This window comes from Pseudidiomarina aestuarii (genome assembly GCF_048263735.1).
In the GTDB taxonomy this organism is placed as follows: domain Bacteria; phylum Pseudomonadota; class Gammaproteobacteria; order Enterobacterales; family Alteromonadaceae; genus Pseudidiomarina; species Pseudidiomarina aestuarii_B.
On record NZ_JBLXDX010000002.1, the window covers coordinates 465,354 to 490,016 of the forward strand.

At 49.8% G+C, this 24,663-nt stretch carries 19 protein-coding genes and 1 pseudogene; 5 read left to right on the forward strand and 15 right to left on the reverse strand.

Annotated features, from left to right (window positions below):
- Nucleotides 1-2 precede the first annotated feature (2 nt).
- The 4 genes from parE to ACN0S4_RS06890 all read right to left on the reverse strand — a co-directional run bounded on the left by parE (nucleotide 3) and on the right by ACN0S4_RS06890 (nucleotide 3,629).
- Entirely contained in the window at nucleotides 3-1,895 is a 1,893-nt protein-coding gene (parE, locus tag ACN0S4_RS06875; RefSeq protein WP_417656951.1) for a DNA topoisomerase IV subunit B, read from the reverse strand.
- A 68-nt stretch (nucleotides 1,896-1,963) separates the two neighbouring features.
- Complete coding sequence (locus tag ACN0S4_RS06880; protein WP_417656952.1) at nucleotides 1,964-2,542, reverse strand: YqiA/YcfP family alpha/beta fold hydrolase; 579 nt, start codon at nucleotides 2,540-2,542, stop codon at nucleotides 1,964-1,966.
- A gap of 3 nt (nucleotides 2,543-2,545) precedes the next feature.
- Nucleotides 2,546-2,986 (reverse strand): DUF1249 domain-containing protein, encoded by a 441-nt coding sequence (locus ACN0S4_RS06885; protein WP_417656953.1) that lies wholly within the window; start codon nucleotides 2,984-2,986, stop codon nucleotides 2,546-2,548.
- Between the two features lie 25 nt (nucleotides 2,987-3,011).
- The gene (locus ACN0S4_RS06890) at nucleotides 3,012-3,629 is read right to left on the reverse strand and encodes an NUDIX domain-containing protein (RefSeq protein ID WP_417656954.1); all 618 of its coding nucleotides are present in this window, start codon (nucleotides 3,627-3,629) and stop codon (nucleotides 3,012-3,014) included.
- A gap of 258 nt (nucleotides 3,630-3,887) precedes the next feature.
- Here ACN0S4_RS06890 and tolC point away from each other — a divergent pair, with 258 nt between their 5' ends.
- Both tolC and lpxL read left to right on the forward strand, forming a co-directional pair.
- Complete coding sequence (gene tolC / locus ACN0S4_RS06895) at nucleotides 3,888-5,249, forward strand: outer membrane channel protein TolC (protein WP_417656955.1); 1,362 nt, start codon at nucleotides 3,888-3,890, stop codon at nucleotides 5,247-5,249.
- Nucleotides 5,242-6,171, forward strand: coding sequence for an LpxL/LpxP family Kdo(2)-lipid IV(A) lauroyl/palmitoleoyl acyltransferase (lpxL, locus tag ACN0S4_RS06900; RefSeq protein WP_417657003.1), 930 nt, complete (start codon nucleotides 5,242-5,244; stop codon nucleotides 6,169-6,171). The genes tolC and lpxL overlap by 8 nt, the downstream gene beginning before the upstream one ends.
- Before the next feature lie 2 nt (nucleotides 6,172-6,173).
- Here lpxL and glnE read toward each other — a convergent pair.
- Together glnE and ACN0S4_RS06910 are read right to left on the reverse strand one after the other, a co-directional pair.
- A pseudogene (gene glnE / locus ACN0S4_RS06905) lies at nucleotides 6,174-8,906 on the reverse strand (bifunctional [glutamate--ammonia ligase]-adenylyl-L-tyrosine phosphorylase/[glutamate--ammonia-ligase] adenylyltransferase); the annotation flags it as partial.
- 49 nt (nucleotides 8,907-8,955) lie between these two features.
- Nucleotides 8,956-10,446 (reverse strand): inorganic triphosphatase, encoded by a 1,491-nt coding sequence (locus tag ACN0S4_RS06910; RefSeq protein ID WP_417656956.1) that lies wholly within the window; start codon nucleotides 10,444-10,446, stop codon nucleotides 8,956-8,958.
- A gap of 218 nt (nucleotides 10,447-10,664) precedes the next feature.
- On the opposite strand from ACN0S4_RS06910, the gene putA reads away from it, so the two are divergent.
- A complete protein-coding gene (gene putA, locus ACN0S4_RS06915; protein ID WP_417656957.1) occupies nucleotides 10,665-13,832 on the forward strand; it encodes a bifunctional proline dehydrogenase/L-glutamate gamma-semialdehyde dehydrogenase PutA in 3,168 nt (1,055 codons plus the stop codon).
- A gap of 36 nt (nucleotides 13,833-13,868) precedes the next feature.
- Here putA and ACN0S4_RS06920 read toward each other — a convergent pair whose 3' ends face one another.
- From ACN0S4_RS06920 to ACN0S4_RS06930, 3 genes are all read right to left on the reverse strand, one after another.
- Nucleotides 13,869-15,647 carry an acyl-CoA dehydrogenase C-terminal domain-containing protein gene (locus ACN0S4_RS06920; RefSeq protein WP_417656958.1) on the reverse strand — a complete coding sequence of 593 codons (1,779 nt, stop codon included), beginning with the start codon at nucleotides 15,645-15,647 and terminating at the stop codon, nucleotides 13,869-13,871.
- Between the two features lie 64 nt (nucleotides 15,648-15,711).
- On the reverse strand, nucleotides 15,712-16,401 hold the full coding sequence (locus tag ACN0S4_RS06925) for a general secretion pathway protein GspB (RefSeq protein WP_417656959.1): 690 nt from the start codon (nucleotides 16,399-16,401) through the stop codon (nucleotides 15,712-15,714).
- A 3-nt stretch (nucleotides 16,402-16,404) separates the two neighbouring features.
- Nucleotides 16,405-17,838 (reverse strand): ExeA family protein, encoded by a 1,434-nt coding sequence (locus tag ACN0S4_RS06930; RefSeq protein WP_417657004.1) that lies wholly within the window; start codon nucleotides 17,836-17,838, stop codon nucleotides 16,405-16,407.
- A 106-nt stretch (nucleotides 17,839-17,944) separates the two neighbouring features.
- Between ACN0S4_RS06930 and ACN0S4_RS06935 the strand changes: the two genes are divergently transcribed.
- Nucleotides 17,945-19,039 carry a CCA tRNA nucleotidyltransferase gene (locus ACN0S4_RS06935; RefSeq protein WP_417656960.1) on the forward strand — a complete coding sequence of 365 codons (1,095 nt, stop codon included), beginning with the start codon at nucleotides 17,945-17,947 and terminating at the stop codon, nucleotides 19,037-19,039.
- On the opposite strand, the gene ACN0S4_RS06940 is transcribed toward ACN0S4_RS06935, so the two are convergent.
- From ACN0S4_RS06940 to folB, 3 genes are read right to left on the reverse strand one after another with little or no spacing between them, the layout of a single operon-like run.
- Entirely contained in the window at nucleotides 19,036-19,833 is a 798-nt protein-coding gene (locus ACN0S4_RS06940) for an undecaprenyl-diphosphate phosphatase (protein ID WP_417656961.1), read from the reverse strand. The genes ACN0S4_RS06935 and ACN0S4_RS06940 overlap by 4 nt on opposite strands.
- Nucleotides 19,830-20,360 carry a 2-amino-4-hydroxy-6-hydroxymethyldihydropteridine diphosphokinase gene (gene folK / locus ACN0S4_RS06945; protein WP_417656962.1) on the reverse strand — a complete coding sequence of 177 codons (531 nt, stop codon included), beginning with the start codon at nucleotides 20,358-20,360 and terminating at the stop codon, nucleotides 19,830-19,832. The genes ACN0S4_RS06940 and folK overlap by 4 nt, the downstream gene beginning before the upstream one ends.
- A 2-nt stretch (nucleotides 20,361-20,362) precedes the next feature.
- Complete coding sequence (gene folB / locus ACN0S4_RS06950) at nucleotides 20,363-20,722, reverse strand: dihydroneopterin aldolase (protein WP_417656963.1); 360 nt, start codon at nucleotides 20,720-20,722, stop codon at nucleotides 20,363-20,365.
- A 97-nt stretch (nucleotides 20,723-20,819) separates the two neighbouring features.
- On the opposite strand from folB, the gene plsY reads away from it, so the two are divergent.
- Nucleotides 20,820-21,422, forward strand: coding sequence for a glycerol-3-phosphate 1-O-acyltransferase PlsY (gene plsY, locus ACN0S4_RS06955; protein WP_417656964.1), 603 nt, complete (start codon nucleotides 20,820-20,822; stop codon nucleotides 21,420-21,422).
- Here the strand turns inward: plsY and tsaD are convergent.
- The 3 genes from tsaD to ACN0S4_RS06970 form a co-directional block, all read right to left on the reverse strand.
- Nucleotides 21,403-22,422, reverse strand: a complete 1,020-nt coding sequence (tsaD, locus tag ACN0S4_RS06960; protein ID WP_417656965.1) for a tRNA (adenosine(37)-N6)-threonylcarbamoyltransferase complex transferase subunit TsaD — start codon at nucleotides 22,420-22,422, stop codon at nucleotides 21,403-21,405. The two genes, plsY and tsaD, sit on opposite strands and share 20 nt — an antisense overlap.
- A 65-nt stretch (nucleotides 22,423-22,487) precedes the next feature.
- Nucleotides 22,488-23,600 (reverse strand): PilT/PilU family type 4a pilus ATPase, encoded by a 1,113-nt coding sequence (locus tag ACN0S4_RS06965; protein ID WP_417656966.1) that lies wholly within the window; start codon nucleotides 23,598-23,600, stop codon nucleotides 22,488-22,490.
- A 14-nt stretch (nucleotides 23,601-23,614) separates the two neighbouring features.
- Nucleotides 23,615-24,652 carry a type IV pilus twitching motility protein PilT gene (locus ACN0S4_RS06970; protein ID WP_417656967.1) on the reverse strand — a complete coding sequence of 346 codons (1,038 nt, stop codon included), beginning with the start codon at nucleotides 24,650-24,652 and terminating at the stop codon, nucleotides 23,615-23,617.
- Nucleotides 24,653-24,663 lie beyond the last annotated feature (11 nt).

A 24,663-nucleotide genomic window follows, 5' to 3' on the forward strand; every position in this document is an offset into this window, starting at 1 on the left:
CCTTATAACTCTGCCAAATCGACTAAGTTGCCTTTGCTTTCCAGCCAGTCTTTGCGATCGTGAGCGCGCTTTTTCGCCAATAACATGTCCATCAATTCTTCTGTGGTTTCAATTTCATCAATGGTCAGTCGGACCAAGCGACGAGTATTTGGATCCATCGTCGTTTCCCGCAGTTGTAACGGATTCATCTCACCCAAACCTTTGAACCGCTGAACATTGACTTTGCCCTTACGTTTCTCTGCTTCAATTCGGTCGAGCGTTCCCTGCATCTCATCTTCATCGAGGGCATAAAACACTTCTTTACCCACATCAATTCGATACAAAGGCGGCATTGCGACATACACATGACCGTGGTCCACCAAAGGACGGAAGTGACGCATAAATAATGCACACAACAGCGTCGCAATATGCAAACCATCACTGTCCGCATCGGCTAAGATACAGACCTTGCCGTAGCGTAAATTCTGCAAGTCATCGGAGTTCGGATCGACGCCAATGGCTACCGAAATATCATGAATCTCTTGCGAGCCGAGGATCTGATCAGAGTCGACTTCCCACGTGTTGAGGATTTTACCGCGCAGCGGCATCACCGCTTGGAAATCGCGATCACGGGCTTGCTTAGCTGAACCGCCTGCCGAGTCCCCTTCCACTAAGAATAATTCGCTTCGATTAATATCTTGGCTGGCACAGTCGGTTAACTTGCCAGGCAATGGCGGACCTTGCGTAACTTTTTTACGCACGACTTTCTTGCTGGCTTTCATGCGTCGTTGTGCGTTGTTGATACACAAGTCCGCAAGTTGCTCTGCTAAATCGGTATGTTCATTGAGCCAGAGACTAAAAGCGTCTTTGACTACACCAGATACAAAAGCTGAGCACTGCCGCGACGACAACCGCTCTTTGGTTTGCCCAGCAAACTGCGGATCTTGCATTTTGACCGACAATATATAGCTGCAACGATCCCAGATATCTTCCGGAGTCAGTCGAACCCCGCGCGGCAAGAGATTTCTGAATTCACAGAATTCTCGCATGGCATCTAACAAGCCTTGGCGTAAACCGTTAACGTGGGTTCCGCCTTGCGGAGTCGGGATCAGGTTGACATAGCTTTCCATCACACCTTCACCGCCCTCAGGTAACCAGGTCACCGCCCAGTCGACAGCTTCTTCATTGCCGCTGGAAGCACCAATAAATGGCTCTTCTGGCATGGTCGGTAATTCAGCGACTGCCTCAACCAAATAATCGCGTAAACCATCTTCGTAATACCAAGACTGTTCGGTGTTATCGACTTGATTATCAAAAGTAATGCGTAAACCGGGGCACAATACCGCTTTGGCACGCAACAAATGCGTCAGTTTTAAAACCGAAAATTTCGGCGAGTCAAAGTATTTGGGGTCAGGCCAAAAGCGCAAACCAGTACCCGTGTTACGTTTACCGACCGTGCCGGTAATGCTGAGCTCGGTGACCTTATCACCATTCTCAAACGCCATTTCATAGACGTTACCGTCACGCTTCACCGTTACTTCGACGCGAGTGGACAATGCGTTTACTACGGAAATACCGACCCCGTGCAAACCGCCAGAAAATTTGTAGTTCTTATTGGAGAACTTACCACCGGCGTGCAACTTGGTCATGATCAGTTCGACCCCAGGCACCCCCTCCTCCGCATGCACATCGACCGGCATTCCGCGACCGTCATCCAATACTTCAAGTGATTGATCAGGGTACAAAATAACCGTTAACTCACGAGCATGACCCGCCAGTGCTTCATCGATACTGTTATCGATAACTTCTTGGCCTAAATGATTGGGACGAGTCGTGTCGGTGTACATGCCCGGCCGGCGTCGCACCGGTTCAAGACCATTGAGAACCTCTATGGCATCTGCTTTGTAATCTGACATGCGCTGTTCTTCTAATTATCGCCAATTCTCGTTGCAAGAATCGTGGTTATAGGAATCCTCATATACTGTTACAGGACGCCCAGAAACTCAAGCACTGCTGGCAGGTATCGAGGGAAGTTTTGAAAGCGATGATCGCCACCTTGTTCAAGAATCAAGCGTTGCGCATAATAACGCTCCTGCGCCAAACGAACATCGAGAACTTCATCGGCAGCCTGCAACAGCACCAAGAGTTCCACATCATCACGTAACGCATCCTGAGCCGCTGCTAGCACTTCAGCATCCTGTGGTCCCAGCCAATATTCTTCTTTGGTATAGGGATGCACACGCTGATGCGGTTCCGGTGGCATCCAAGCCAGCGGACGTACGGCCGGATTGATTAGCACGCCACGCACCTGCGCACCGCGTTGTTTTAATCGACTCACAACATAGTGCGTCCAAAAGCCGCCCAACGAACTCCCCATAACCGCTGATGGCGGCTCAGCTTGCTCAATGTAGTAATCAAGCAACTGGCGAATAGCGACCATTGATGCGGGTTGTTGTGGTGCTTCAAGGCGAATCATCGCCTGGTGAGTCTCAAGGAATTGCCGCGTCTCATCTATTTTTTGTGACGCTGGTGAACTCTCAAAGCCATGTAAATACAGTAACAACGACTAAATCTCCTGCGCTAACCCTGAACGTTTGATCATCTGCAGCCAATCACTCAAAAACTGATTCATTTGATGCTTTTCATCCGGCTGATGCATGTTGGGATTGGGTTGCGGATAGACCGGCTGCAGACGCTCAATACCCTGACTACGCACCACTTCGGCGAGTTGCGCATCATGATAGAGCCGCACATCCAATTGCGTTTCTCTCAAGCCTGGCAACTGCTTCGTAATGGATTGCTGTTGGATGCGCACCTCCGTCGTATAGGGTGCAGCTTCGGTCACCTCAATGGTGAAATGTAATTGACGACCGACTTTAATCCGCCGTTCAGTCGCTGTCTTCAGGTTCCCAACCATGGTTTGTAACAACGCATAATTGACCGCAGCCATGCGTTGCAAAGCTGCTAAATCAAATTGATATCGTTTGCGTTTTACATCTGTTGTCATAGCACTACTAAACCTTATTTTGTTGTCACCGTTGCAACAGGCGTTGCCGGTGAAGTTGCATCCATTGTAGCCCAATCACGCTGGCCGCATTGTTTATTTTTCCATGTTCTAACAACGCTTCCACTTCCGTACGCGGCAGTACATGCACACGGATATCTTCATTCTCAGTCGCCAATCCTCCCTGCTTTGCAGCTTGCGAACTATCGACAGTCGCGACAAAGATGGTGATCTTCTCCGTGCAACCTCCGGGCGACGATAAATACGTCAGAGCATAGTGAAAATGACTGGCGGTCAAGCCCGCTTCTTCGTCGAGCTCGCGAGCAGCGACCGCTTCCGGCGTTTCATCTGGCTTGTCGACCATACCGGCAACAAATTCGAGCAGCCACGGGCTGGTTCCGTGATGGTCAGCCTCATCCAGTGCGCCAATCCGAAATTGTTCTAGCAGAACATAACAATCACGCTCGGGATCATAGGGAATAACCACAACGGCATGACCACGATCCATGATTTCTCGCTCGAACTCCGGCGACCAACCACCTGCAAACAATCGATGCCGTAACCGATAACGATACAAACTTAAAAAGCCCTCGCGGATAGGTTCTCGTGTTATGATATCGACATCATCTCGATTAAATTTTTGCACAGTAAACTTCCCGTCGTTATTGATCGTCTTAAATACTCGCTTGAGCGCGTCTCGGACTATTTCTAATTGTAAATTCCGCGCTTCAGGCCACATAATTAGTTACACTTGAGCACTTGTTGTTGCATCTCAACACCTGAACGTTGATCCAGTTCGGTGTAAACTAGTATTCATTCATGAGTGTATGTAAAATACAGTCACAATTCGGTTGGTTGACAGTGCAACACAACGCAGTCTTACAAAATCAGGAACCTTGAGATCATGAAAAAGCACGTTTTGTCAGTACTTATCGGTTTATCATTCGCCGCCAGTAGTGTGCCGGCCTATGCTGACGATTTAGCACAAGTTTTCCAATTAGCGTTGCAAAACGATCCTACACTTCAACGCGTTGATGCAGAGCGCCGCGCCGCACAAAAAGGCGTGAACATTGCCCGTGCTGATTGGTGGCCTCAAGTTGGCTTTGAAGCCGGCTATGCGCGCAGCCAAGCCGATCGTACCAACTTTGATTCAAACGGCAATGTCTTCGTCATTGACCAAACGAGCCGTGGCTGGGATGCCGGTGTTAGTTTGTCACAAACCTTGTTCAACATGAACGTTTGGGATGAAACTGAAATTGCTGAGAAGCGCGCCTATCAAGCCGAAGTGTCTTATTTAAACGCCCGTCAGCAATTAATGATTCGCGTCGTCAATGCATACTTCACCGTGCTCGAGCGACAAGATGACTTAGAATTCGCCGGTGCAGAGAAAAATGCGATCGAACGCCAGCTGGAACAAACGAAACAACGTTTTTCAGTGGGTCTGACCGCTATTACCGATGTTCATGAAGCTCAAGCACAGTTCGACAACGCCGTCGCACGTGAGATTCAAGCGAAAAATGCAGTCGAAATCGCTCAGGAAAGCTTGCGCGAAATCACTGGCCGCTATCATGAAGACTTGGCGTCACTGAATACTGAGAGCTTCAGCCCAGAAAACCCTTCGCCACAAGACGCCACGAACTGGGTCAAAGTAGCTGAAGAGAAAAACTTAGATTTGTTGGTGCAACGGGTTGCGGTAGAAATTGCTGAGCAGCAGATCGACGTCGCACGCAATGGCCATTTACCCACCGCTTCATTGTCTGCCTCATTTGGTACCAGTGATGGTGAGTCAGAAACGCAAGGATCACCAACAGTAGATACGCCTCGCTTGGATAGCAGCCAAATTGGTGTGACGGTTCGCGTCCCCATTTTCTCAGGTTTCCGCACCTCAGCAGCAACCGACCAAGCACGAGAAAACTATGTGGCTTCAAGCCAACAGTTGGAGTTCATTCGCCGTGATGTTGAGCGTTCAGTGCGGAGTTCGTACTATGACGTCGTTGCTTCTATTGCAACTATTCGCGCACTTGAGCAAGCAGTCGTGTCAGCGGAAAGCGCCTTGAAAGCGACTCAAACTGGCTTTGAAGTTGGTACTCGAACCATTGTTGATGTACTTGATAGTACTCGTAATTTATTCAACGCACGACGTAATTTGTCAACCGCTCGGTACGGCTATATTCGTCAATCCCTTGCATTGAAGCAATCTTCAGGGCAAATTAGCGAGCAAGATTTAACTGCCATAAACGCTAGTTTGACCGATGAAAATAATTGAGACACCTAAATTTGAAGCCAAGTTTCTCCACCCTCGTTATTGGTTAACTTGGCTCGGTGTTTCCTTTCTTTATCTCATTTCGTGGTTGCCATATCGTTGGCAACTCGCCCTCGGTCGGGGCGTAGGTCGATTATTTTATCGCTACGTCCCGCGTCGAGCGGATATTGCTCGCCGTAACCTCGAACTCAGTTTTCCCGACATGCCAGCAGATGAGCGTGAGCAGTTGGTCAAAACCAATATGGAAAATACCGGTATCGCGTTCTTTGAAACGGGTATGGCATGGTGGTGGCCGGACTGGCGGATCAAACGAAAGCTGCATGTGCATGGCGTAGAACACCTGTTACAGCCGCAACAGGAAGGCAAAGGCGTGTTGATGCTGTTGTTCCACTTTCTAAGCTTGGAAGTCCACGCACGTCTGCACGGTTTCGTGCGTCCTGCGGTTGGGTTATATCGTCCGCACAACAACGCCGTCATGGAATTCTTGCAAACTCGTGGACGTGGTCGCTCGAACAAATACTTGATTCCACGCACAGACGTTCGCAGCATGCTTCAAGCACTAGATAATGGTGACATTGCAGGGTATCTGCCCGACCAAGATTATGGTCGCAAGCGCACAGTATTCGTGCCCTTCTTTAATGTGCAGGAAACTAGCTCAACCACAGGCACTTTGCTCTTCGCTGGCAATGCTAATTGCGCAGTGGTGCCAACAACTTGTTTTCGACGTGATGATGGAACGGGGTACGACGTAACCTTTTATCCGCAATTCGAACAGTTCCCCAGTGATGATGAGATAGCGGACGTACGTCGCGTCAATGCTATGGTCGAGTTTGCGATTCAACAAAAGCCTGAGCAGTACTTGTGGGTGCATCGGCGTTTCAAAACTCGCCCAAATCCTGACGACCCCGATTTGTACAAACGTTAATTCTAGTTCTGACTGGTCGATTCCAACCATTTTGTCCAGTGCGCGCGAACAAAATCGCGCGCCACAGTGAAGTCTGCATCGGTCACGCTCTCGCGGTCATCCAGTGCTAGCCGGTGCACAATTTCACGCAAATCAATATAGGTAGCAATAAACTGTTGCGCGTCTTCGGACGATAGTAAACCGACCTGCTGTGCCGCTTCGAGAATACGAATATTGTCCGTATATTCTGCAAGCTCTGGATGCTCATGAGAATACCGCAGCACTAAATATTGCACGAAGAATTCAATATCGGTAATCCCCCCCGCGCCCTGCTTGATGTCAAATGCATCCGTTTTCTTCAGCAAATGGCTGCGCATCTTCTCGCGCATCTCTTGGACTTGCTGAGCTAACCGCGCATGTTCACGCTGCCGCTGAAGGTGTCGTTTGCGCAGCGCAATGAGCTGCTCGCGTACTCGCGGCGACCCATGCACCGGTCGTGCACGCACCAAAGCCTGCATTTCCCAAGTCCACGCATCTTCTGCGAGATAATAATCGAATGTTTGTATCTGAGTTACCAACAGTCCTGATTTTCCTGATGGGCGCAAACGCATATCTACTTCATAAAGCGTCCCGATCAAGGTTCGCGTGGTAAAGAGATGCAAAATACGCTGTGCTAAACGCAAATAGAATTGCTGCACTTCGATAGGTTTTGGCCCAGTCGTCTCTCCCTCATAATCAACATCGGTGAGAAAAACCAAGTCGAGGTCGGAGCCGTAACCCAATTCCAAACCACCCAATTTGCCATAAGCCAGCACCGCAAAACCGGTATCCTCAAATGTCCGCCCTGGCGGGGTTCCATATTTTTCGGTCAACTGGTACCAAGCAAGTCTTACCACATGCGAGATCATCGCTTCAGCCAAATAGCTCAGGTGGTCACTGACCTTCATCAGCGGCAGTGCTCCGCTGACATCGGCCGCAGCCACTTTCAGTTGCAGGGCTTGTCGTGCTTGCCGCAACGCATCCATTTGCGCTTCTAGGTCTTGTTCTTGCTCAGGGATTCGCAGTAAGTATTCACCAACCAATGCTGGATATTCGGCCAGTTCTGGAAGCTGATACAAATGACTCGGGTCAATCAACTCATCTAACAAAATTGGGTATTGTGCGAGTTGCTTAGTGATCCAAGAGCTCGCGCGGCACAGTTTGATGAGTTGTTCACGAGCACCAATATTTTCGAGTAACAGCTCCACATAAGCGGTTCTCGACATGATTTGCTTGAGTACCTTGAAAACGCGTTCAGTAGACGTGACTGCATCATCAGCACGAATCAATTGTTCGAGTAAGATAGGAACTAAACGAGCAAGCGCTTTGCGACCGCGTGGTCCACTGCCCCGGCGTCGACTCTCCTGTCGCAACTCGCTGGTGCTGGCCCAGATCTGGCGCACCGCGTCTGTACCGAGTCCGCGATCTGCGAGCACCTCAAGAGCCGTCTCATCAGCGACCATGTCTTGCCAGAGAATCTGTAGGTCGCCAGCCTCTTCATCTTCCGCATCCGGATCACCAATCACAGCTTGGAAATGGCCATGGATAATTTGCATGTGCTGCTCAGTTTGCTGAACCAGAGCTTCCCATGAACAGCCCATCATCTGCGCAATTTGTTGTTGCTCAAGCGAGTCAGTGGGCAATACTTGCGTTTGTTCATCATTGCGCTGTTGTAGCGCATGTTCAACTTGGCGCAACCAGTGGTAGCCGGCTAAGAGCTCCTGCACATCCGCCGCTGTCATCAACTCTAGATCGACCAATGCGTGATAGGCTTGATATAACGACACGGTCTGCAATTGCCGCTGCTGGCCACCACGAATCAATTGAAACGACTGCACGATAAATTCAACTTCGCGAATGCCACCTGGTCCAAGTTTGATATTGTTACGAACACCTTGGCGGCGCGTCTCTTGAGTAATCAACGACTTCATCTTGCGCAGCGCGTCAATCGCGGAGAAATCAATATAACGGCGATAAACAAACGGCCTCAGGAGTTGCAGTAATTCCTTTTGATAACGCTCTGGGGCGCGGATAAGCCGCGCCTTTACCATGGCGTAGCGTTCCCAGTCACGGCCCTGTTCTTGATAATAATGTTCCAATGCCGGTAGGCTGGCGACTAAGGGACCTGACTGCCCAAAGGGACGCAATCGTAAATCGACTCGAAATACCCGACCATCAACGGTCACAGTATCAAGCAGATGAATCAGACCTTGCACCAGTTTGGTAAAAAACACACTGGTCTCGATAGGTTTGCGCGGATGATCAGTCTCACCTTGCTCTGGATACGCAAAAATAAGGTCGATGTCAGAAGAGAAATTGAGTTCACCACCACCCAGCTTACCCATACCAATCACTAATAACGGCTGAGGCTCACCGTCTTCGGTTCGCGGCGTACCAAAGCGATCAGTAAAGCGTGGATAGAGCCATTGGATTGCAGCGTCAATCAGCACATCGGCCGTTTCGGTCAAATGTGCCAGCATCTCAGCCAAACTGAGTTCATCAGTGAGGTCTGCGGCGGCCAGTTGCGCATACCAACGGTGGCGTAGCAAACGCAGCTGTCGCTGCGCCTCGGCCTCACTCTGACAGCTAGCCAACGCCTGTTGCGCTTGACTTTGGTAACTCGCCAACTCCGGTTTTTCAACACGATCGTGATGCCAACTAATGGCGTCAGGTTGCTGTTCCAGCACCCGCTCTAGGAAGGGACTGACTTGGCTTAGCCACTGTCGATCACGTACATCCGCTGCCATCACTTCATCCTAAGGTTACTTAAGCGTCCCAGTAGGGCTCTTGCTTCAAGGCTGCTCGACGTGAATGGTTCAGTGCAAATAAAAGTGTTTCGAGTTGCACCGTTTGCCATGCGAGGAGCTTTTCTGTATTCACCTCATCGGTATCTTTGATTGCTTCACGCAGCAACTTCAGCGCCATAATTTCTCGAATACCTCGAACCATATCTAACCAAGGTGCTCGAAATTGCTCTCGATCTTCTGTCGGAAAAATTGCCCCCACGCAATAGCCGAGTTGCAAGGAGCCTTGCAATGGCGAAAGTTGCTTTAAGTAATGCTCGGCACGCCATTCTTGGTCACGCGCAAAGGTCTCTGCAACAACCTGCCAGTCTTCCCGTAACCGTTGCGTGGCCCACTGTTGTAACGGTGCGTTCATTAACGATTCGTGGCGTGGTTGGTCAAAACATAATTCGCCGAGCTCGAGAAGCGTCATTTGATAGTCATCACGTTTACTGAGCTCGATCACCAGCTCCATTTGCACGGAATGCTCTTGTTGTTCTTGAATATGTTCGTAAAGCTTCGGATATTGCTTCAGCGCACGATGGTAAGCGCCATCCTCGGCGGTTAACTCCGTGAGACCATCGTAGCGGCTGAGCCAACCCAAATGACCGAGCATTTGCTCTAGGCGGACAATGTAATCCGCCACATCGACCTCCAATTGCGCCAGTTGCTGCAACACCACTCGACTGAGACGAATCCCGTCCGTAATGCCTGCCACCGCTCGCACACTCGGTTGCTCGCGCAAGCAAGAGTCGTTGTGTTGCCAATAATGCAATGCATAGGTCAACGCTTTATATAAGCCCGCGCCAATATCGTCATGGTCATCTAACGGCACAAAATGCGCTTGGGTAAAAGGTTCTAGTACGGTTTTCTGCGCCAGCAGATAACCGCGGGCCGCTTTACTCTGGCTACCCACACAAGCCTGCACTCGCGTGATTAAGCGACGTGCCATTTTATAGGCATCGGTACTGAGTCCACCCTGAACTTCCAACTCCACTTCACAGATAGGTCGAGTCTTGTCACCGGCACGTATTTCGCCCTCATCGACGACCACTTCAATGCGCCCCTCACCACTTGGCACATGCCACCGATGGCGAGTGAAGTCGGTGCAAAAGATTTCATGCAAATCACGCTGAATATCAAATAAAGGGAACTCATCTGGCCAAATGTCACTCTCAAAGAGTGCGAGATCGGGCGTCTCATTTTGAACCACAACATTGTATTCGGGCCGCTTGTGCATGCCGCCCAGCACTTCACCCGCTAGTTTGATGGTTTGTTCACGCTCTTGCCCACGGGTTCTGATCCGCAATCCCATATCGAACTGCCGTAACCGTAAGTCATCGGTATCGAAGTAACTGTTGGTCAGTTGAAAACTCTCTGGCTCTGCACCATCAGCAAAGCGTGCGCAGAGTTTCAAAACTGCGTCACGTTGAGCTGGATCGATCAGGAGTTTTAATTCGCTTTCTTGACTCACAAATAAACCTTTTATTGCTGCTTCGATAAGTGTTCATTACGGTACTCGGAGCACCTGCATTGGTCAATAGATATGGGCTTGACAGCGCTGTGCAAAAAATGCACCGTGGGCGCTTGAAAAAAATGGTAGTAGTGGGCTTTACGCGCCTAAAAAAAAGCCTATACTGGCGCGAAAATTCTACCCCTGCAGCCGTAATGGCTAGTCTTACAGGAGAAGCTATGTTCAAAGCGAGTGAAGTGCTTGCTAAGCAGTACACCAGTGCCGATTTAGCGCAGTTACAACGTGCTATCACGGAAAACTATTTGGTGGATGAAGATGCATATATGCAGGAATTGTTGGCATTAGTCCCAGCAGACGAATCCGCGATAGACGTGATTACCGAAAATTCGGCAAAACTAGTGAAGCAAGTTCGCGCCCAAGCAGATGGAGGTGGTATTGACGCCTTCCTGCAGGAATACAGCTTGGATACCAAAGAAGGCATCATCTTGATGTGTTTAGCGGAAGCACTGTTGCGTATTCCTGATGCAGCGACCGCTGATGCATTAATCCAAGACCGCTTATCTGGCGGTGATTGGCAAAAACACATGGGTCAAAGCTCATCATGGCTAGTGAATTCTGGTTCATGGGGACTGTCCTTGACCAATACCGTGATTAATCCGACCGGTGCACCGATGGAGACGCCTCGTGGTGTCTTTCGCAGACTAACTCGGCGATTAGGTATGCCGATTGTCCGCAAGGCAACCTATGCCGCGATGCGGATTATGGGTACCCAGTTTGTATTGGGTCGTACCATCCAAGAAGCTTTAAAGAATAGCCGTGCGAATCGTGACAAAGGTTACACTCACGCTTATGACATGCTCGGTGAAGCCGCATTGACGATGGCCGATGCTCGCCGTTACCACGCAGATTATGTGAATTCGATTAAGGTTGTGGCACAAGAGAAGTTCAATAACCCGAAGGCACCACGCCCGACTATTTCTATCAAATTATCAGCCCTGCATCCGCGCTACGACATGGCGAATCACGAGCGTGTGCTGACCGAGCTTGCACAGAGCCTCACTGAACTCGTCAAGCTAGCCAAAGAGGCTGACGTTGGCGTTACCATTGACGCCGAAGAATGTGACCGCCATGAGCTGTCTCTCGAATTATTCGAGAAAGTTTATCGCAGTGGCGTGTGTAAAGGCTGGCCACGGTTCGGCTTAGTTGTCCAAGCCTACTCCAAGCGTGCATTGCCAACGTTATGTTGGTTGACTGCCCTCGCCCATGAATGTGGCGACGAGATCCCAGTTCGTTTGGTGAAAGGTGCGTATTGGGATACCGAAATTAAATGGTGTCAGGTAAATGGCTTGACCGGTTATCCAGTATTCACGCGCAAAGCGAATACCGATATCAGCTATCTGGCTTGTGCCCATTATTTGGTTAGTGAAGCAACCGATGGCGCTATTTATCCGCAGTTTGCGACACACAACGCGCAAACGGTTGTGGCTATTAACCACCTCAATGAGAAATATAAGCGCCGAATTGAATTCCAACGTCTGCACGGCATGGGCGATGACCTGTACGACACTATTTTGGATCAAGAACCTGATACCACAGTGCGTATTTATGCACCTGTGGGTGCGCACAAAGATCTACTTCCCTATTTGGTACGTCGCTTACTGGAAAACGGTGCGAACACGTCATTCGTGCACAAATTAGTTGACCCTGAAGTTCCGGTCGAGCAACTGATTCAGCACCCGCTGCAAACCATCAGTAAGTACGAAACTTTTGCGAACCACAAAATTCCATTACCGACGCAGATTTTTAGCGATCGGAAGAACTCGTTAGGATTAAACATGAACATTCACTCACAAGCAGACGATTTTATTGCCGCCGTTCACCAATACCGTGACAAGCAATGGCAAGGCGGACCCATTGTGAATGGAGATGTCATTGACGCACATCACCGCGTGGCCATTTTTAGCCCGCAAGAAAATGAGCGTCAAATTGGCGTGATCAACTGGGGTGATAAAGCCCTAGCGGAGCAAGCATTAAATAGTGCCAACGCAGCTTATCGTCGCTGGCGCGATACCGATGTTGAAGTTCGTGCGAAAGCATTAGAAAAGCTGGCTGATTTGCTCGAAGCGAATCGTAATGAGCTGATTGCATTATGTAGCTTAGAAGCCGGTAAGAGCCTTCAAGATGGTATCGATGAAGTGCGTGAAGCCGTCGACTTCTGTCGCTACTACGCAGTTCAAGCACGGAAAATGATGGGTGAAGGCACCACGTTGCCTGGCCCAACGGGTGAAACCAACGAACTGTTCTTGCAAGGGCGCGGTACCTTCATTTGTATCAGCCCATGGAACTTCCCATTAGCGATTTTCTTAGGTCAAGTCTCAGCTGCTTTGGTCACCGGTAACTGCGTGATTGCTAAGCCAGCGGAGCAAACCGGTCTGATTGCATTCCGTGCCGTCCAATTAGCGCTTGAAGCTGGTATTCCTGGTGATGTCTTGCACTTCATGCCAGGTAGCGGTGCTGAAGTTGGCTCTTATTTAGTGAGCCAAGAAGACATTGGTGGGGTCTGTTTCACCGGCTCCACGTACACCGCTCAGTCAATCAACCGAGCATTAGCTGCACGGACTCGCGCCATTGTGCCTTTTGTTGCCGAGACTGGTGGTCAGAATGCTATGTTGATTGATTCAACAGCGCTGCCTGAGCAAGCGGTTACCGACATCGTCGCGAGTGCATTCAAGAGTGCTGGACAACGCTGCTCTGCATTACGTGTACTCTTTGTTCAAGACGACATTGCGGACCGCGTGATTGAATTATTGAAAGGTGCTATGGCGGAATTGGAAGTTGGCGACCCTATGTTGCATGAAACCGATGTAGGCCCCGTTATTGATGGGGTTGCAAAAAGTAACCTTGAGCAACACATCAACGACATTAGTCAGGCGGGCCGTCTCATTGCGCGCGCAAACATGCCGGAATACACTCTGAAGGGCACCTTCGTAGCTCCAACAGCTATTGAGATTGATAGTATCAATCAACTGGTTAAAGAAAACTTCGGACCTATCTTGCACGTGATTCGTTATAAAACAGACGAGCTCGATACAGTCATTGATAGCATCAATAACACCGGTTTTGGTTTGACGTTCGGTATTCACAGTCGCAACGAGACTTTCTCTGCCGACGTGGCACGCCGTATTGATGTCGGTAACGTGTATATCAACCGCAACCAGATTGGTGCTGTTGTTGGGGTACAACCATTTGGTGGTCAAGGCTTGTCTGGCACAGGTCCGAAAGCTGGTGGACCGCATTACTTAACACGGTTTGTCACTGAAAAAACCAAAACCAACAACATCACTGCTGTTGGTGGGAACGCAACCTTGTTATCACTGGGCGACTAACACGGTTGCTGTTTGAGTGAGCAAAAAAACGGCGAGTTAAAACTCGCCGTTTTCGTGTAAGTAGAGGCTGTCACTGCCGTCTCGAATGACTACTGCCAAACTCTCGATGCGTGGCAGCAGTCGTGCAAAGTAGAATTTTGCGGTTTTAACTTTGCTACCTAAGTAAGCACGTTCGGTCAGTAATGGTTCAGCTACTTTCGCCATGCGCAACCACATATAGCCAAAACTCACGTAGCCTACCAAGTGCAGATACTCAACGGCGACGCTGTTAACCACGTTTTCATCACCATTCGCAACTTGCTCGAAAACGTGACTAGTGGTTGCCTTCATCAGCTCAACCGCAGCAGCAAGCTGCTCGTATTCACGGCTGAGCTCAGGCTGTGGTTCTGCCAGCAGTTCCTCAATGTCGGCAATCAACGGCTGTAACAATTGACCGCGTGACCCGACGACTTTCCGTCCAAGTAAATCCAACGCTTGGATACCATTGGTGCCTTCGTAAATTTGAGCAATACGACAGTCGCGAACCAGTTGCTCTTGGCCCCACTCTCGCACATAACCATGACCACCCAGCACTTGTTGACCAATAATGGTCGATTCAAGCCCCGTGTCTGTCAGGAATGCTTTGGCAATTGGAGTCAAGAGTGCGACGAGCGCATCCGCTCGCTCACGTTCGGCATCATCATTACTGTATTTGGCGCGATCTAACTGCTGACCAACATAAGTGGAGAATGCGCGACCGCCTTCAACAAAGGCTTTCATCGTCAGCAACATACGGCGAATATCACCATGTACGAGCAATGGATCCGCTTCTTTTGCTTTGTCTTGTGTAGCTTTAGCACCACGACCCTGCAGTCGATCCTGTGCGTATTCTAATGCAGTTTGATAGGAGCGAGCCGCTGCACCGAGACCTTGAATACCAACGCCCAAACGCTCGTAATTCATCATGGTAAACATGGCTGGTAGACCTTTGTGAGGTTCACCGACGAGCCAAGCTTTCGCACCATCAAAGTTCATGACACAGGTGGCTGATGCATGAATCCCCATCTTGTGTTCAATAGAGCCGCAATGCACACCATTGCGCTCACCAAGCGAGCCATCTGCATTGACCAGAAACTTAGGAACGACAAACAGGCTAATTCCCTTGGTTCCCGGAGGTGCATCAGGTAACTTCGCTAGCACCAAGTGGACGATGTTGTCGACTAGATCGTGCTCGCCACCGGTGATGAATATTTTTGTTCCAGTGAGCTCATAGCTGCCATCATCCGCTGGGCTCGCTTTGCTTCGAATAATGCCCAAATCAGTGCCAGCATGCGGCTCGGTCAGGCACATAGTACCTGTCCATTCACCTGCTATCAGCTTCGGTAAATAGGTTGATTTCAATTCATCACTGCCGTGCAGGTCGAGCGTCATAATGGCGCCAGCAGTTAACCCTGGATACAGTGAAAATGAAATATCAGCAGCACAGAGCATTTCTTCATACTGTGCTGAAATCGATTTAGGCAGCCCCATACCACCGTATTCAGGATTCGCAGTCACACCAACCCAGCCACCTTCGGCCAGTTGTTTGAACTGTTCGCGATAACCTTGTGGCGTGGTCACACGACCGTCTTGAAAGGAAACACCTTCCTCATCAGCCGCACGACAATTGGGTGCAATCAGGGTTTCCGCTAGCTTGCCAGCTTCATCAATAACAGCTTGTGCTGTATCGATATCAAGCTCAGCTAGCGCTGCAAACGTCGACCAATCTTGGTGAACTTGAAAGACATCCTGCAATAGAAATTGCATGTCATCTCGAGGAACTCTGTAATCTGCCATAACCTTCACCTTTTACCGCTAATTCGAACAAAAGATTTAAACAGGTGTTTTAATATCAGATCGACTAGGGCTTTGTCCAGTCTTCTAAGGCAGGTTGCAGGAATGCTTGGTTATCTTTTGCCAACACCACATGCGCAGGTGCAATGCGAATCACCGTCAATGCTTGCCAACGGTCGCCTTCTTGTAAACGCTGACCCGAGAGTTCAATCCAGCGCGAATTGGAGCGTGATGAATACTGATGACCGTCGTAGGTGAAACTCGGCACACTCTGCTGGAAGGAGCGACTCAAAGTAGCTAAAGAAGGCACCACACTCGCAGCTTGACCCTCGCCGGAGCCTGTCGCCACGATTGCCTCTTCAAATGCACTCAGTAGCTCTGGCGACACGGTATCTAAATTTACAGCCTCTGGTTGGTCTGCAGAAGGTTGCACTACTCGATTCGGTTGAATGCGAGTCCCCTCATCAACAATAGGCCTATCAGGCTCAAGAGCCGGCACTCTCACAACAGTCGCATTACCCAATTCATAGGTTGGAGAAACTGGTTCTGGTTGCTTAAGCTCTGCGGTCTGCTCAGACGGGCTAGCCAACCACCAGCCAATAGTGCCGGCTAATACCAACAGTATTATCATAAGCAAGCCTCGCACGACACGCTGAAGACTCTCGCGTTGTACCGGGGCACTGGTGAGTTGTCCTTGTGAGCGCGGTGGGATGTGCGGCGATGACTGTTGCCGTAAGGCTTTAAGAACCGATGACATAACTTAATCCTCTACCTGACGTTGCTGCAGTCGTGGTCCTGTGGTTTGTCGATGTGCGGTCAACCAAGCGAGAGTCGCACCGTCGAGTTCGCCGGTCACGGGAATTCCCGCATCGACTTGAATCGTCCGAAATTGGTCTGCTATCGGTAATGACGGATCGACTTGAAATGATTGCAACGTCTTGACCAGCCAGCGCTCGTAAAGTGACTCATCTTCCGCAAAATAACCTGGCGGTAATTGCCAAAACAACACATAGCGCCCTGTCCAGTTGCTTTCTGGCTGGGCACGGGTCGTGCCAATAAACTGATACTCGCCGGTATCTAATTCGAGTAACACGGGATAATTGATTTGCTGCAGTTGGTCAAACCGCATTTGCCCACGTAAACACCCTAACTGGTAATCCGCTATCCAATCACACAACGCGGTGCCGCTGGGTGGTTGCGGCAACTGCCAGGCCCGCAAGAGCGCAGCCTCGCCTACTGGCGCAGAGGTTTGCTCAACCGGAGCTGATTCGACTACTGGCACTGCCATTTGATTACGCCAGACATAGGTACCGAGCAACACAATCACGATCAGCAAAGCCAAGATAATTTCACGCCCCCAGCCGGTGCTGTCATTCGCTTTTGGGGTCGGACCATCTAATTCGCTCGCAGCTTCTTTGACATGCCTAACCGCAACCACGGGGGCTTGCTCATTGTAAGCAGCTAATAACGCTCGATCACATAACAGATTTAAGCGGCGCGGAATTCCCTCGCTGAGCTTATGAACCATGCTAATCGCCTTGCCATCAAACAAGCCACGAGTGGCTCCACCCACTTGGAGTCGATAGTTGATATAGCGCTCTGTATCTTCGAGCTGTAGCGGTAACAGGTGATAACGCGCAGTGATGCGCTGTGCGAGTTGCCGTAACTCGCGGCGACGCAGCAGATCTTGTAACTCTGGTTGGCCAATCAGAATCACTCGTAACAACTTCTCTTGATTGGTTTCGAGGTTCGTCAGTAGTCGCAACTGCTCAAGAACTTGAGGCTGCAGATGCTGTGCCTCATCAATCAACACCACACATTGTTCACCATTGGCATGGGCTTCAAGTAAAAACGCACTGAGTTTGTCCGTGAGTTTCTTGTCGGTTACCGAGCGCTTGGCATAACGAATACCGAACTCATCACACAAGGTGGCCAGCAGTTCATGCTCATTCAACATCGGATTCAGGATGAATGCGGTGCGAGTAGCCTCTGAAAGCTGTTCCAGTAACGCTCGCGATACCGTCGTTTTGCCGGTACCCACCTCTCCAGTCAATAAGATAAAACCGCCGCTGCCCTGCAAGCCATAGGTTAGATGCGCCAACGCTTCTTGGTGGCGCTCGCTCATGTACAGAAACTGTGGATCCGGAGCAATGGAAAAAGGTGTGGTATGAAGCCCAAAGTAGTTCAAATACATAGCCACAAACGAGTCCTTGTGAAATCAATATCGCATCAGTGTAACGAGTCACTTGCATCATCGCTAGTGATTCGCGATCATCAGTACTTCGTTTTAGGAGAATCTCTTGAAAACCTATCTTGTTGGTGGTGCAGTACGCGATCAATTACTCGGCTTACCGGTTGTTGACAGAGACTATGTTGTTGTAGGTGCAACGCCTGCAGCAATGCTCGCAGCTGGGTATCAACAAGTGGGCAAAGACTTTCCAGTGTTCCTCCATCCACGGACACAAGCGGAATACGCTCTAGCTCGAACCGAACGCAAACAAGGTCAAGGCTATACCGGCTTCTCAGTCAATGCAGACCCGACAGTTACCTTGGAAGAAGACTTGTTGCGCCGTGATCTCACTATCAATGCCATGGCTGAAACCGCACAAGGTGAAATCATCGACCCCTATGGTGGTCAGCAAGATATCGAGCAGCGGCTGCTTCGCCATGTGTCACCTGCGTTCACTGAAGACCCCTTGCGAGTGCTGCGGGTAGCACGATTCAATGCTCGGTTTCATGAGCTCGGTTTTACCATTGCTCCCGACACGAAAGCATTACTGAAGGAAATTGCGGTTCGAGGTGAGCTCACCACCATCAGCGCGGAACGAGTCTGGCGCGAGACCGAGTTGGCGCTGAGCAGTTCATCTCCAGCCGTTTACTTTGAGGTGCTCAATGAGGTTCATGCGCTAACGCCTTGGTTTGCTGAATTAGGCGATGTGATTGATTCGGCGCTGGAACGACTGCGCCGTTGTTCCGCGGTAATCAATGATAGCCAGATTCGCTGTGCTGCGCTCTTTTCAGTGCTTTCTGAGGTTGCCGGAAAGACGATATGTGCCCGGTTAAAAACGCCAAACCGAGTGCAGCAATTAACCCGCGCCGCAATTCAAACTGCTTCATTCTGGGACAAACAATGGTCACCAGATTCTATCCTCGAGGTCATCAGCAAAATAGACGGCTGGCGCCAGCCAGAGCGCGTTGAGGCGATGTTACCAATCTGGTCAGCACAAGGCATGACCTCTACGTACGTGAGTACCATACAAGACTGCTTTGCTGCAGCACGCGAAGTGAGTATTCAATCGCTGTCGCAGGAAACCAACGTCGACCAACTACAAGGACCAGCGATAGGTGCGGCCATTCAAGCAGCTCGATTAGCTGCTATTCAGGTTGCTTTTTAAGCGAAAACAAACCACAGCAAAAATACGCCGAGCACCAAACGATAGATGACAAAAGGCAGCATCCCCATCCGTTCAATCACCTTCAAGAATAAATGAATACAGGTAAATGCCGCGGCAAAAGAGACACCCACACCCACTGCTATCACAGTCCAATTCACAGCGTCACCGAGCTGGATTAACTTCACCGCTTGATAACCACCCGCCATCACAATCACTGGTATCGACAAGAGAAAAGAAAAACGAGCTGCATCTAACCGCTTCAAGCCAAGTAAAAGCCCTGCCGTCATGGTAATCCCAGAACGTGATGTCCCTGGTATAAGCGCAATCGCTTGCGCTACTCCTATCAAGAGTGCTTGCCGGATAGTCAGCGACTCAATGCCAGACTTCTCACTGGCACGCGCATCGGCATACCAAAGCACCAAACCGAAACCGATAGTCGTAATGGCAATAATGAGTGCTGAGCGCCCATAATTTTCCACTAAATCGCTGCCGAATAAGCCCGCTAGACCCGCTGGAATTGTTGCTAAAACGATCAGCCAAGCGAGGCGGCCGAACTCACTGTGGCGGCCGGTCAGGGAACCTACCCAGCCCACGGCCAGTTGACCAACATCCTGTCGATAATACATAACCACAGCTAGCAGCGTGCCAACATGAACAGCAACGTCAAATGCCAGTCCCTGATCGGCCCAGCCCAAAATCTGCGATGGTAGAATTAAATGGGCAGAACTCGAGATAGGAAGAAATTCGGTAATACCTTGAATAAGTGCCAACCAAATGGCTTCGACGATACTCACAATGCTTGTCCTTGCCGTAAGTGCGGAATCGATGGGAACTGAAATTCTATCGGGTGTAATTGCTGAGCGCTATGATAATTTTGCCAGAGTTCTGCAAAGCTATGCTGCTCTAACGGATGCTCAAACGTTGGCAATACTTCACTCAGCGGCCACAACACAAAGGCGTTCGTGACAATCTCATCGCGCGGAACCTGCACTGGAGCACTCTGTATTAATGAGCCATAAATGAGGACATCGATATCTAAGGTGCGTGGACTGAAACGCGGCGCATCACTGCTATGGCCATGCTCGTTCTCAAGCGCCTTGCAGGTGGTTTGTATGGCCTGACAGGATTTGTCGGACTCGAATGCAACAACGAGATTATAGAAAGGCTGCCCCGCAAAACCAACTGCATCACTCTCAAAAACGCGCGAGCAATAAATGGGGGTGTCAGCACTACCGAAGGCTTGTACTATCCCCTCTATGCCGGCACCGATGTGGTACCTGCGTTGTTTATTACTACCGATTCCTAAAGCGACTATGGGCACAATTAATCCAATTTGCGTCCGCGTTCAATCTGAACGGCAACTTGAAAGGCTTCTTTGACGGCAGTTGGCTTCGCCACTTTGACGCGCAGCCAAGCAACGGAAAAAGTCTCGCGAATCATAGCTGCAATTTCTTCCGCAACGGTCTCGATCAACTGTCGCGGTTGTTTTTGAACCAACTCCGTGACAGCGCGACTCACCGCATCATAATCAAGCGCAAGTTTAATATCATCGGTTTTCGCAGCCAGTTGCTGGTCCCACGCCATAACCAAATCAATGATCAAGGGTTGGGGCTGCTCGTGCTCCCATTCAAACACACCAATCATGGCATCGACTTTTAAACCTTCAACATGCACAGTGTCCATGGACAACTTCACCTCAGTATTCATAGAAATTTTGACGTATTCGACATATGCTATGGGCTTGGCATACTAAACGAAAGCAAGTTGGAAACAAACTTTCATGGGCGCATTAATCATACTCGCCATTATGTCTGCGTACCTATTCGGCTCAATCAGCAGTGCCGTTTTGGTCTGCAAACTTTTTGGCTTGCCCGATCCGCGGACTGCGGGTTCCAATAATCCTGGCGCCACCAATGTCTATCGAATTGGCGGTAAACTGCCGGCCATTCTGACATTGTTTTGTGATGTACTGAAAGGCATGGTTCCCGTCTGGGTATCCTACTTTCTCGGTATCGAACCCTTTTTTCTCGGTCTCATTGCCGTATCCGCCTGCTTAGGGCATATCTTCCCGCTGTACTTCCAATTTCGCGGCGGTAAAGCAGTCGCGACAGCATTGGGTGCTATGTTTCCTGTTGCTTGGGAAATGGCACTGCTATTGATAGCAACTTGGCTCGTAGTTTTCCGAGTGAGCCGCGTGTCATCGTTAGCCGCCATTATTACAGTCGCGCTCGCACCATTTTATGCGTATTGGATTAAACCGCAGTATACAGTGCCTATTATCATGATTTCCGTGCTCATCATGTGGCGGCATCAATCAAACATAGTTCGCCTTCGCAGCGGCCAAGAAACGCGTATTCAGCGGCCTAAATCGAAGGAGGACTGAGCGTATCCATTGGCCAGCGTGGCCGTGCAATAATGGCCAGATCTGCCTGTTCACCGGCGAGTAACCGTTGAGCTCCCGCATAAGCAATCATTGCACCATTATCCGTACAAAATTCATTACGCGGAAAAAATACTTGCCCACCAATACTTTGCGTAAACTGCTCAAGTTGTGCTCGTAAATGCTTGTTAGCACTCACTCCACCAGCCACAACGAGTCGTTTTAGACCTGTTTCTTGCAGGGCTCGGCGACACTTAATCACCAATGTATCCACTACCGCATCTTGGAATGCGCGTGCTATATCCGCTCGCGTTTGCTCATCATTTGCTGCACTCGCTATGGTGTTTGCCGCAAAAGTCTTCAAACCGCTAAAGGAGAAGTCGAGCCCGGGTCGGTCGGTCATTGGCCGGGGGAATTGATATTGCTGGTCACGCCCTTGTTCGGCTAACGCGGCCAATCTCGGCCCTCCGGGATAATCGAGCCCCATGAGCTTCGCGGTTTTATCAAAAGCTTCGCCTGCCGCATCATCAACTGACTCACCCAATAACTCATAATGACCAATACCATCAACCCGAACGAGTTGTGTATGACCACCGGAAACGAGTAAGGCTATGAATGGAAATGCAGGCGGGTCTTCTTCGAGCATAGGTGCTAAAAGATGCCCTTCCATGTGATGAACACCAATGGCTGGAATCTTCCATCCGTAGGCAAGGCTTCTGCCAATACAAGCACCGACTAACAATGCGCCAACCAACCCTGGCCCCATGGTGTAGGCAACACCATCAAGGTCCTGAGCACTCAGTTCAGCTTTAGCCAACGCTTGTTCTATGAGAGGTAGGGTTTTACGAACGTGGTCTCGTGATGCCAGTTCTGGCACCACACCGCCGTATTCAGCATGTAATTTGACTTGAGAATACAGACAATGAGAGAGCAAACCGCGCTCGGTATCGAAGATCGCGATTCCAGTTTCATCACAAGATGTTTCGATTCCTAAAACGCGCATACTACCTCTAGATTCATGGTTTCATTCAGGCGCGCAATTGTAACGGATTGCTAAACGAACGCCAATTAATCTGAATCTACGGTAACGCCTGCTAATGGACTATCACCATCGTCCGCTTTCTTGTCGCCCGATAGTTTAATTCTCAGACGTAAGTCATTCGGAGCATCGGCGTGACGTAATGCGTTCTCATACGAGATACGTCCCGCTTTATACAAATCAAATAATGCCTGGTCAAACGTCTGCATACCTAATTCGCGCGACTTACCCATGATCTCTTTGATTTCACCCATTTCATGTTTCGCAATTTTGTCAGCAACAATAGGGGTATTGAGTAAAATCTCGATGGCGGCAACTCGTCCACCTTCAACCGTTGGAACCAATTGCTGTGCCACTATGCCGCGTAGGTTTAGAGAGAGGTCAAACATCAGTTTATTGACCTTATCCTCAGGCACCATCTGCATCACTCGTTCAATCGCTTGGTTGGCATTGTTGGCGTGTAATGTGGCGACACATAAATGTCCGGTTTCGGCGAAGGTCAGAGCGTACTCCATGACTTCTTGGGAGCGAATTTCGCCTACCATGATCACGTCTGGTGCTTGTCGCAGTGAGCTTTTCAGCGCCGCATCGAACGATTCGGTATCACTCCCTACTTCACGCTGGGTCACCATACACTGACCGTGCTGATGCACAAACTCGACGGGGTCTTCGATGGTGAGAATGTGACCACGAGAATTCTGGTTACGATGTCCAATCAACGCTGCTAGGCTGGTTGATTTACCGGTACCTGTTCCACCCACAACGAGAATCAAACCACGCTTAGCCATGATTAGCTTGACCAGCGCTTCGGGTAGTTTCAACTGCTCTACGGTTGGAATTTCGGTCACGATTCGACGAATGACCATGCCTGCCATTTCGCGTTGCCAAAATGCACTGACCCGGAATCGACCAATACCCTCGCGAGCAATCGCAAAGTTGGCTTCTTTGTGGGTTAAGTACTCGTCCAAATGGGCTTCACCGAGTGCTTGCTTTACCAACGCCAGCGCTGCTTCGTCACTTAGCTTTTGCTCGGTCAAGGGCGTTAATTCACCATTGATTTTGGCACTCGGCGCCAGCCCCGCTGATATAAATAAATCCGAGGCATCGCGGTTGATCATCGCCTGTAATAATTTATCCAGCATCACGAAGCTCCTGATTAATTAAATGCATCTTTAGAACTAGCTTTTGATTTTGCATCCACTCGTGAAATAACACCCTGGTTCAGGAGATTCTGCAAACACTGATCTAAGGTCTGCATGCCGTGTGCAGCACCGGTTTGAATAGAAGAGTACATCTGCGCAACTTTATCTTCTCGAATCAGGTTTTTAATCGCCGAAGTAGCAATCATAATCTCATGCGCCGCAACTCGTCCTCCACCAACGCGTTTTAATAACGTTTGGGAGATAACTGCACGGAGTGACTCCGAGAGCATCGAACGAACCATCGGCTTCTCGTCCCCCGGAAACACATCCACGATCCGGTCAATTGTTTTTGGTGCGGAAGTGGTATGCAGGGTACCGAACACTAAATGGCCTGTTTCTGCAGCCGTCATGGCCAACCGAATAGTTTCCAAATCCCGCATCTCACCCACTAGAATGACATCAGGGTCTTCACGGAGTGCGGAGCGCAATGCATTACTGAAACTGTGCGTGTCGCGATGCACTTCACGTTGGTTAATCAAGGCACGCTTGTTCTTATGCACAAATTCAATCGGGTCTTCAATTGTTAAAATGTGATGATGTTTATTCTCATTGATGTAATCGACCATCGCCGCCAAGGTCGTTGATTTACCCGAACCGGTTGGTCCAGTCACTAGCACGAGGCCGCGCGGATTATCCGAGATAGTCTTAAAAATTTCGGGAGCACCCAACTGCTCTAAGGTCAGCACTTCACTTGGGATAGTCCGCAGGACAGCGCCGGCGCCGCGATTTTGTTGAAACACGTTGACCCGGAAACGAGCCAAGTCTGGAACTTCAAACGAAAAGTCACACTCAAAATTTTCTTCATATTCCTTTCGTTGCCGATCGTTCATAATGTCATATACAAGTTCTTGTACTTGCTTATGATTGAGTTCCGGAATATTGATTTTACGAACGTCACCATCAACTCGTATCATGGGGGACGAGCCCGCCGATAAGTGTAAATCGGATGAGTTATGCTTGACGGCAAAGCCGAGTAACTCTGTGATATCCATAGTGATGAACC

What these genes read in the sequence shown, in the direction of transcription:
- parE (WP_417656951.1), bottom strand. Translation starts at nt 1,895, where the DNA reads ATGTCAGATTACAAAGCAGATGCCATAGAGGTTCTCAATGGTCTTGAA.
- ACN0S4_RS06885 (WP_417656953.1), bottom strand. Translation starts at nt 2,986, where the DNA reads ATGACAACAGATGTAAAACGCAAACGATATCAATTTGATTTAGCAGCT.
- tolC (WP_417656955.1), top strand. Translation starts at nt 3,888, where the DNA reads ATGAAAAAGCACGTTTTGTCAGTACTTATCGGTTTATCATTCGCCGCC.
- putA (WP_417656957.1), top strand. Translation starts at nt 10,665, where the DNA reads ATGTTCAAAGCGAGTGAAGTGCTTGCTAAGCAGTACACCAGTGCCGAT.
- ACN0S4_RS06920 (WP_417656958.1), bottom strand. Translation starts at nt 15,647, where the DNA reads ATGGCAGATTACAGAGTTCCTCGAGATGACATGCAATTTCTATTGCAG.
- ACN0S4_RS06925 (WP_417656959.1), bottom strand. Translation starts at nt 16,401, where the DNA reads ATGTCATCGGTTCTTAAAGCCTTACGGCAACAGTCATCGCCGCACATC.
- ACN0S4_RS06930 (WP_417657004.1), bottom strand. Translation starts at nt 17,838, where the DNA reads ATGTATTTGAACTACTTTGGGCTTCATACCACACCTTTTTCCATTGCT.
- folB (WP_417656963.1), bottom strand. Translation starts at nt 20,722, where the DNA reads ATGGACACTGTGCATGTTGAAGGTTTAAAAGTCGATGCCATGATTGGT.
- plsY (WP_417656964.1), top strand. Translation starts at nt 20,820, where the DNA reads ATGGGCGCATTAATCATACTCGCCATTATGTCTGCGTACCTATTCGGC.
- tsaD (WP_417656965.1), bottom strand. Translation starts at nt 22,422, where the DNA reads ATGCGCGTTTTAGGAATCGAAACATCTTGTGATGAAACTGGAATCGCG.
- ACN0S4_RS06965 (WP_417656966.1), bottom strand. Translation starts at nt 23,600, where the DNA reads ATGCTGGATAAATTATTACAGGCGATGATCAACCGCGATGCCTCGGAT.
- ACN0S4_RS06970 (WP_417656967.1), bottom strand. Translation starts at nt 24,652, where the DNA reads ATGGATATCACAGAGTTACTCGGCTTTGCCGTCAAGCATAACTCATCC.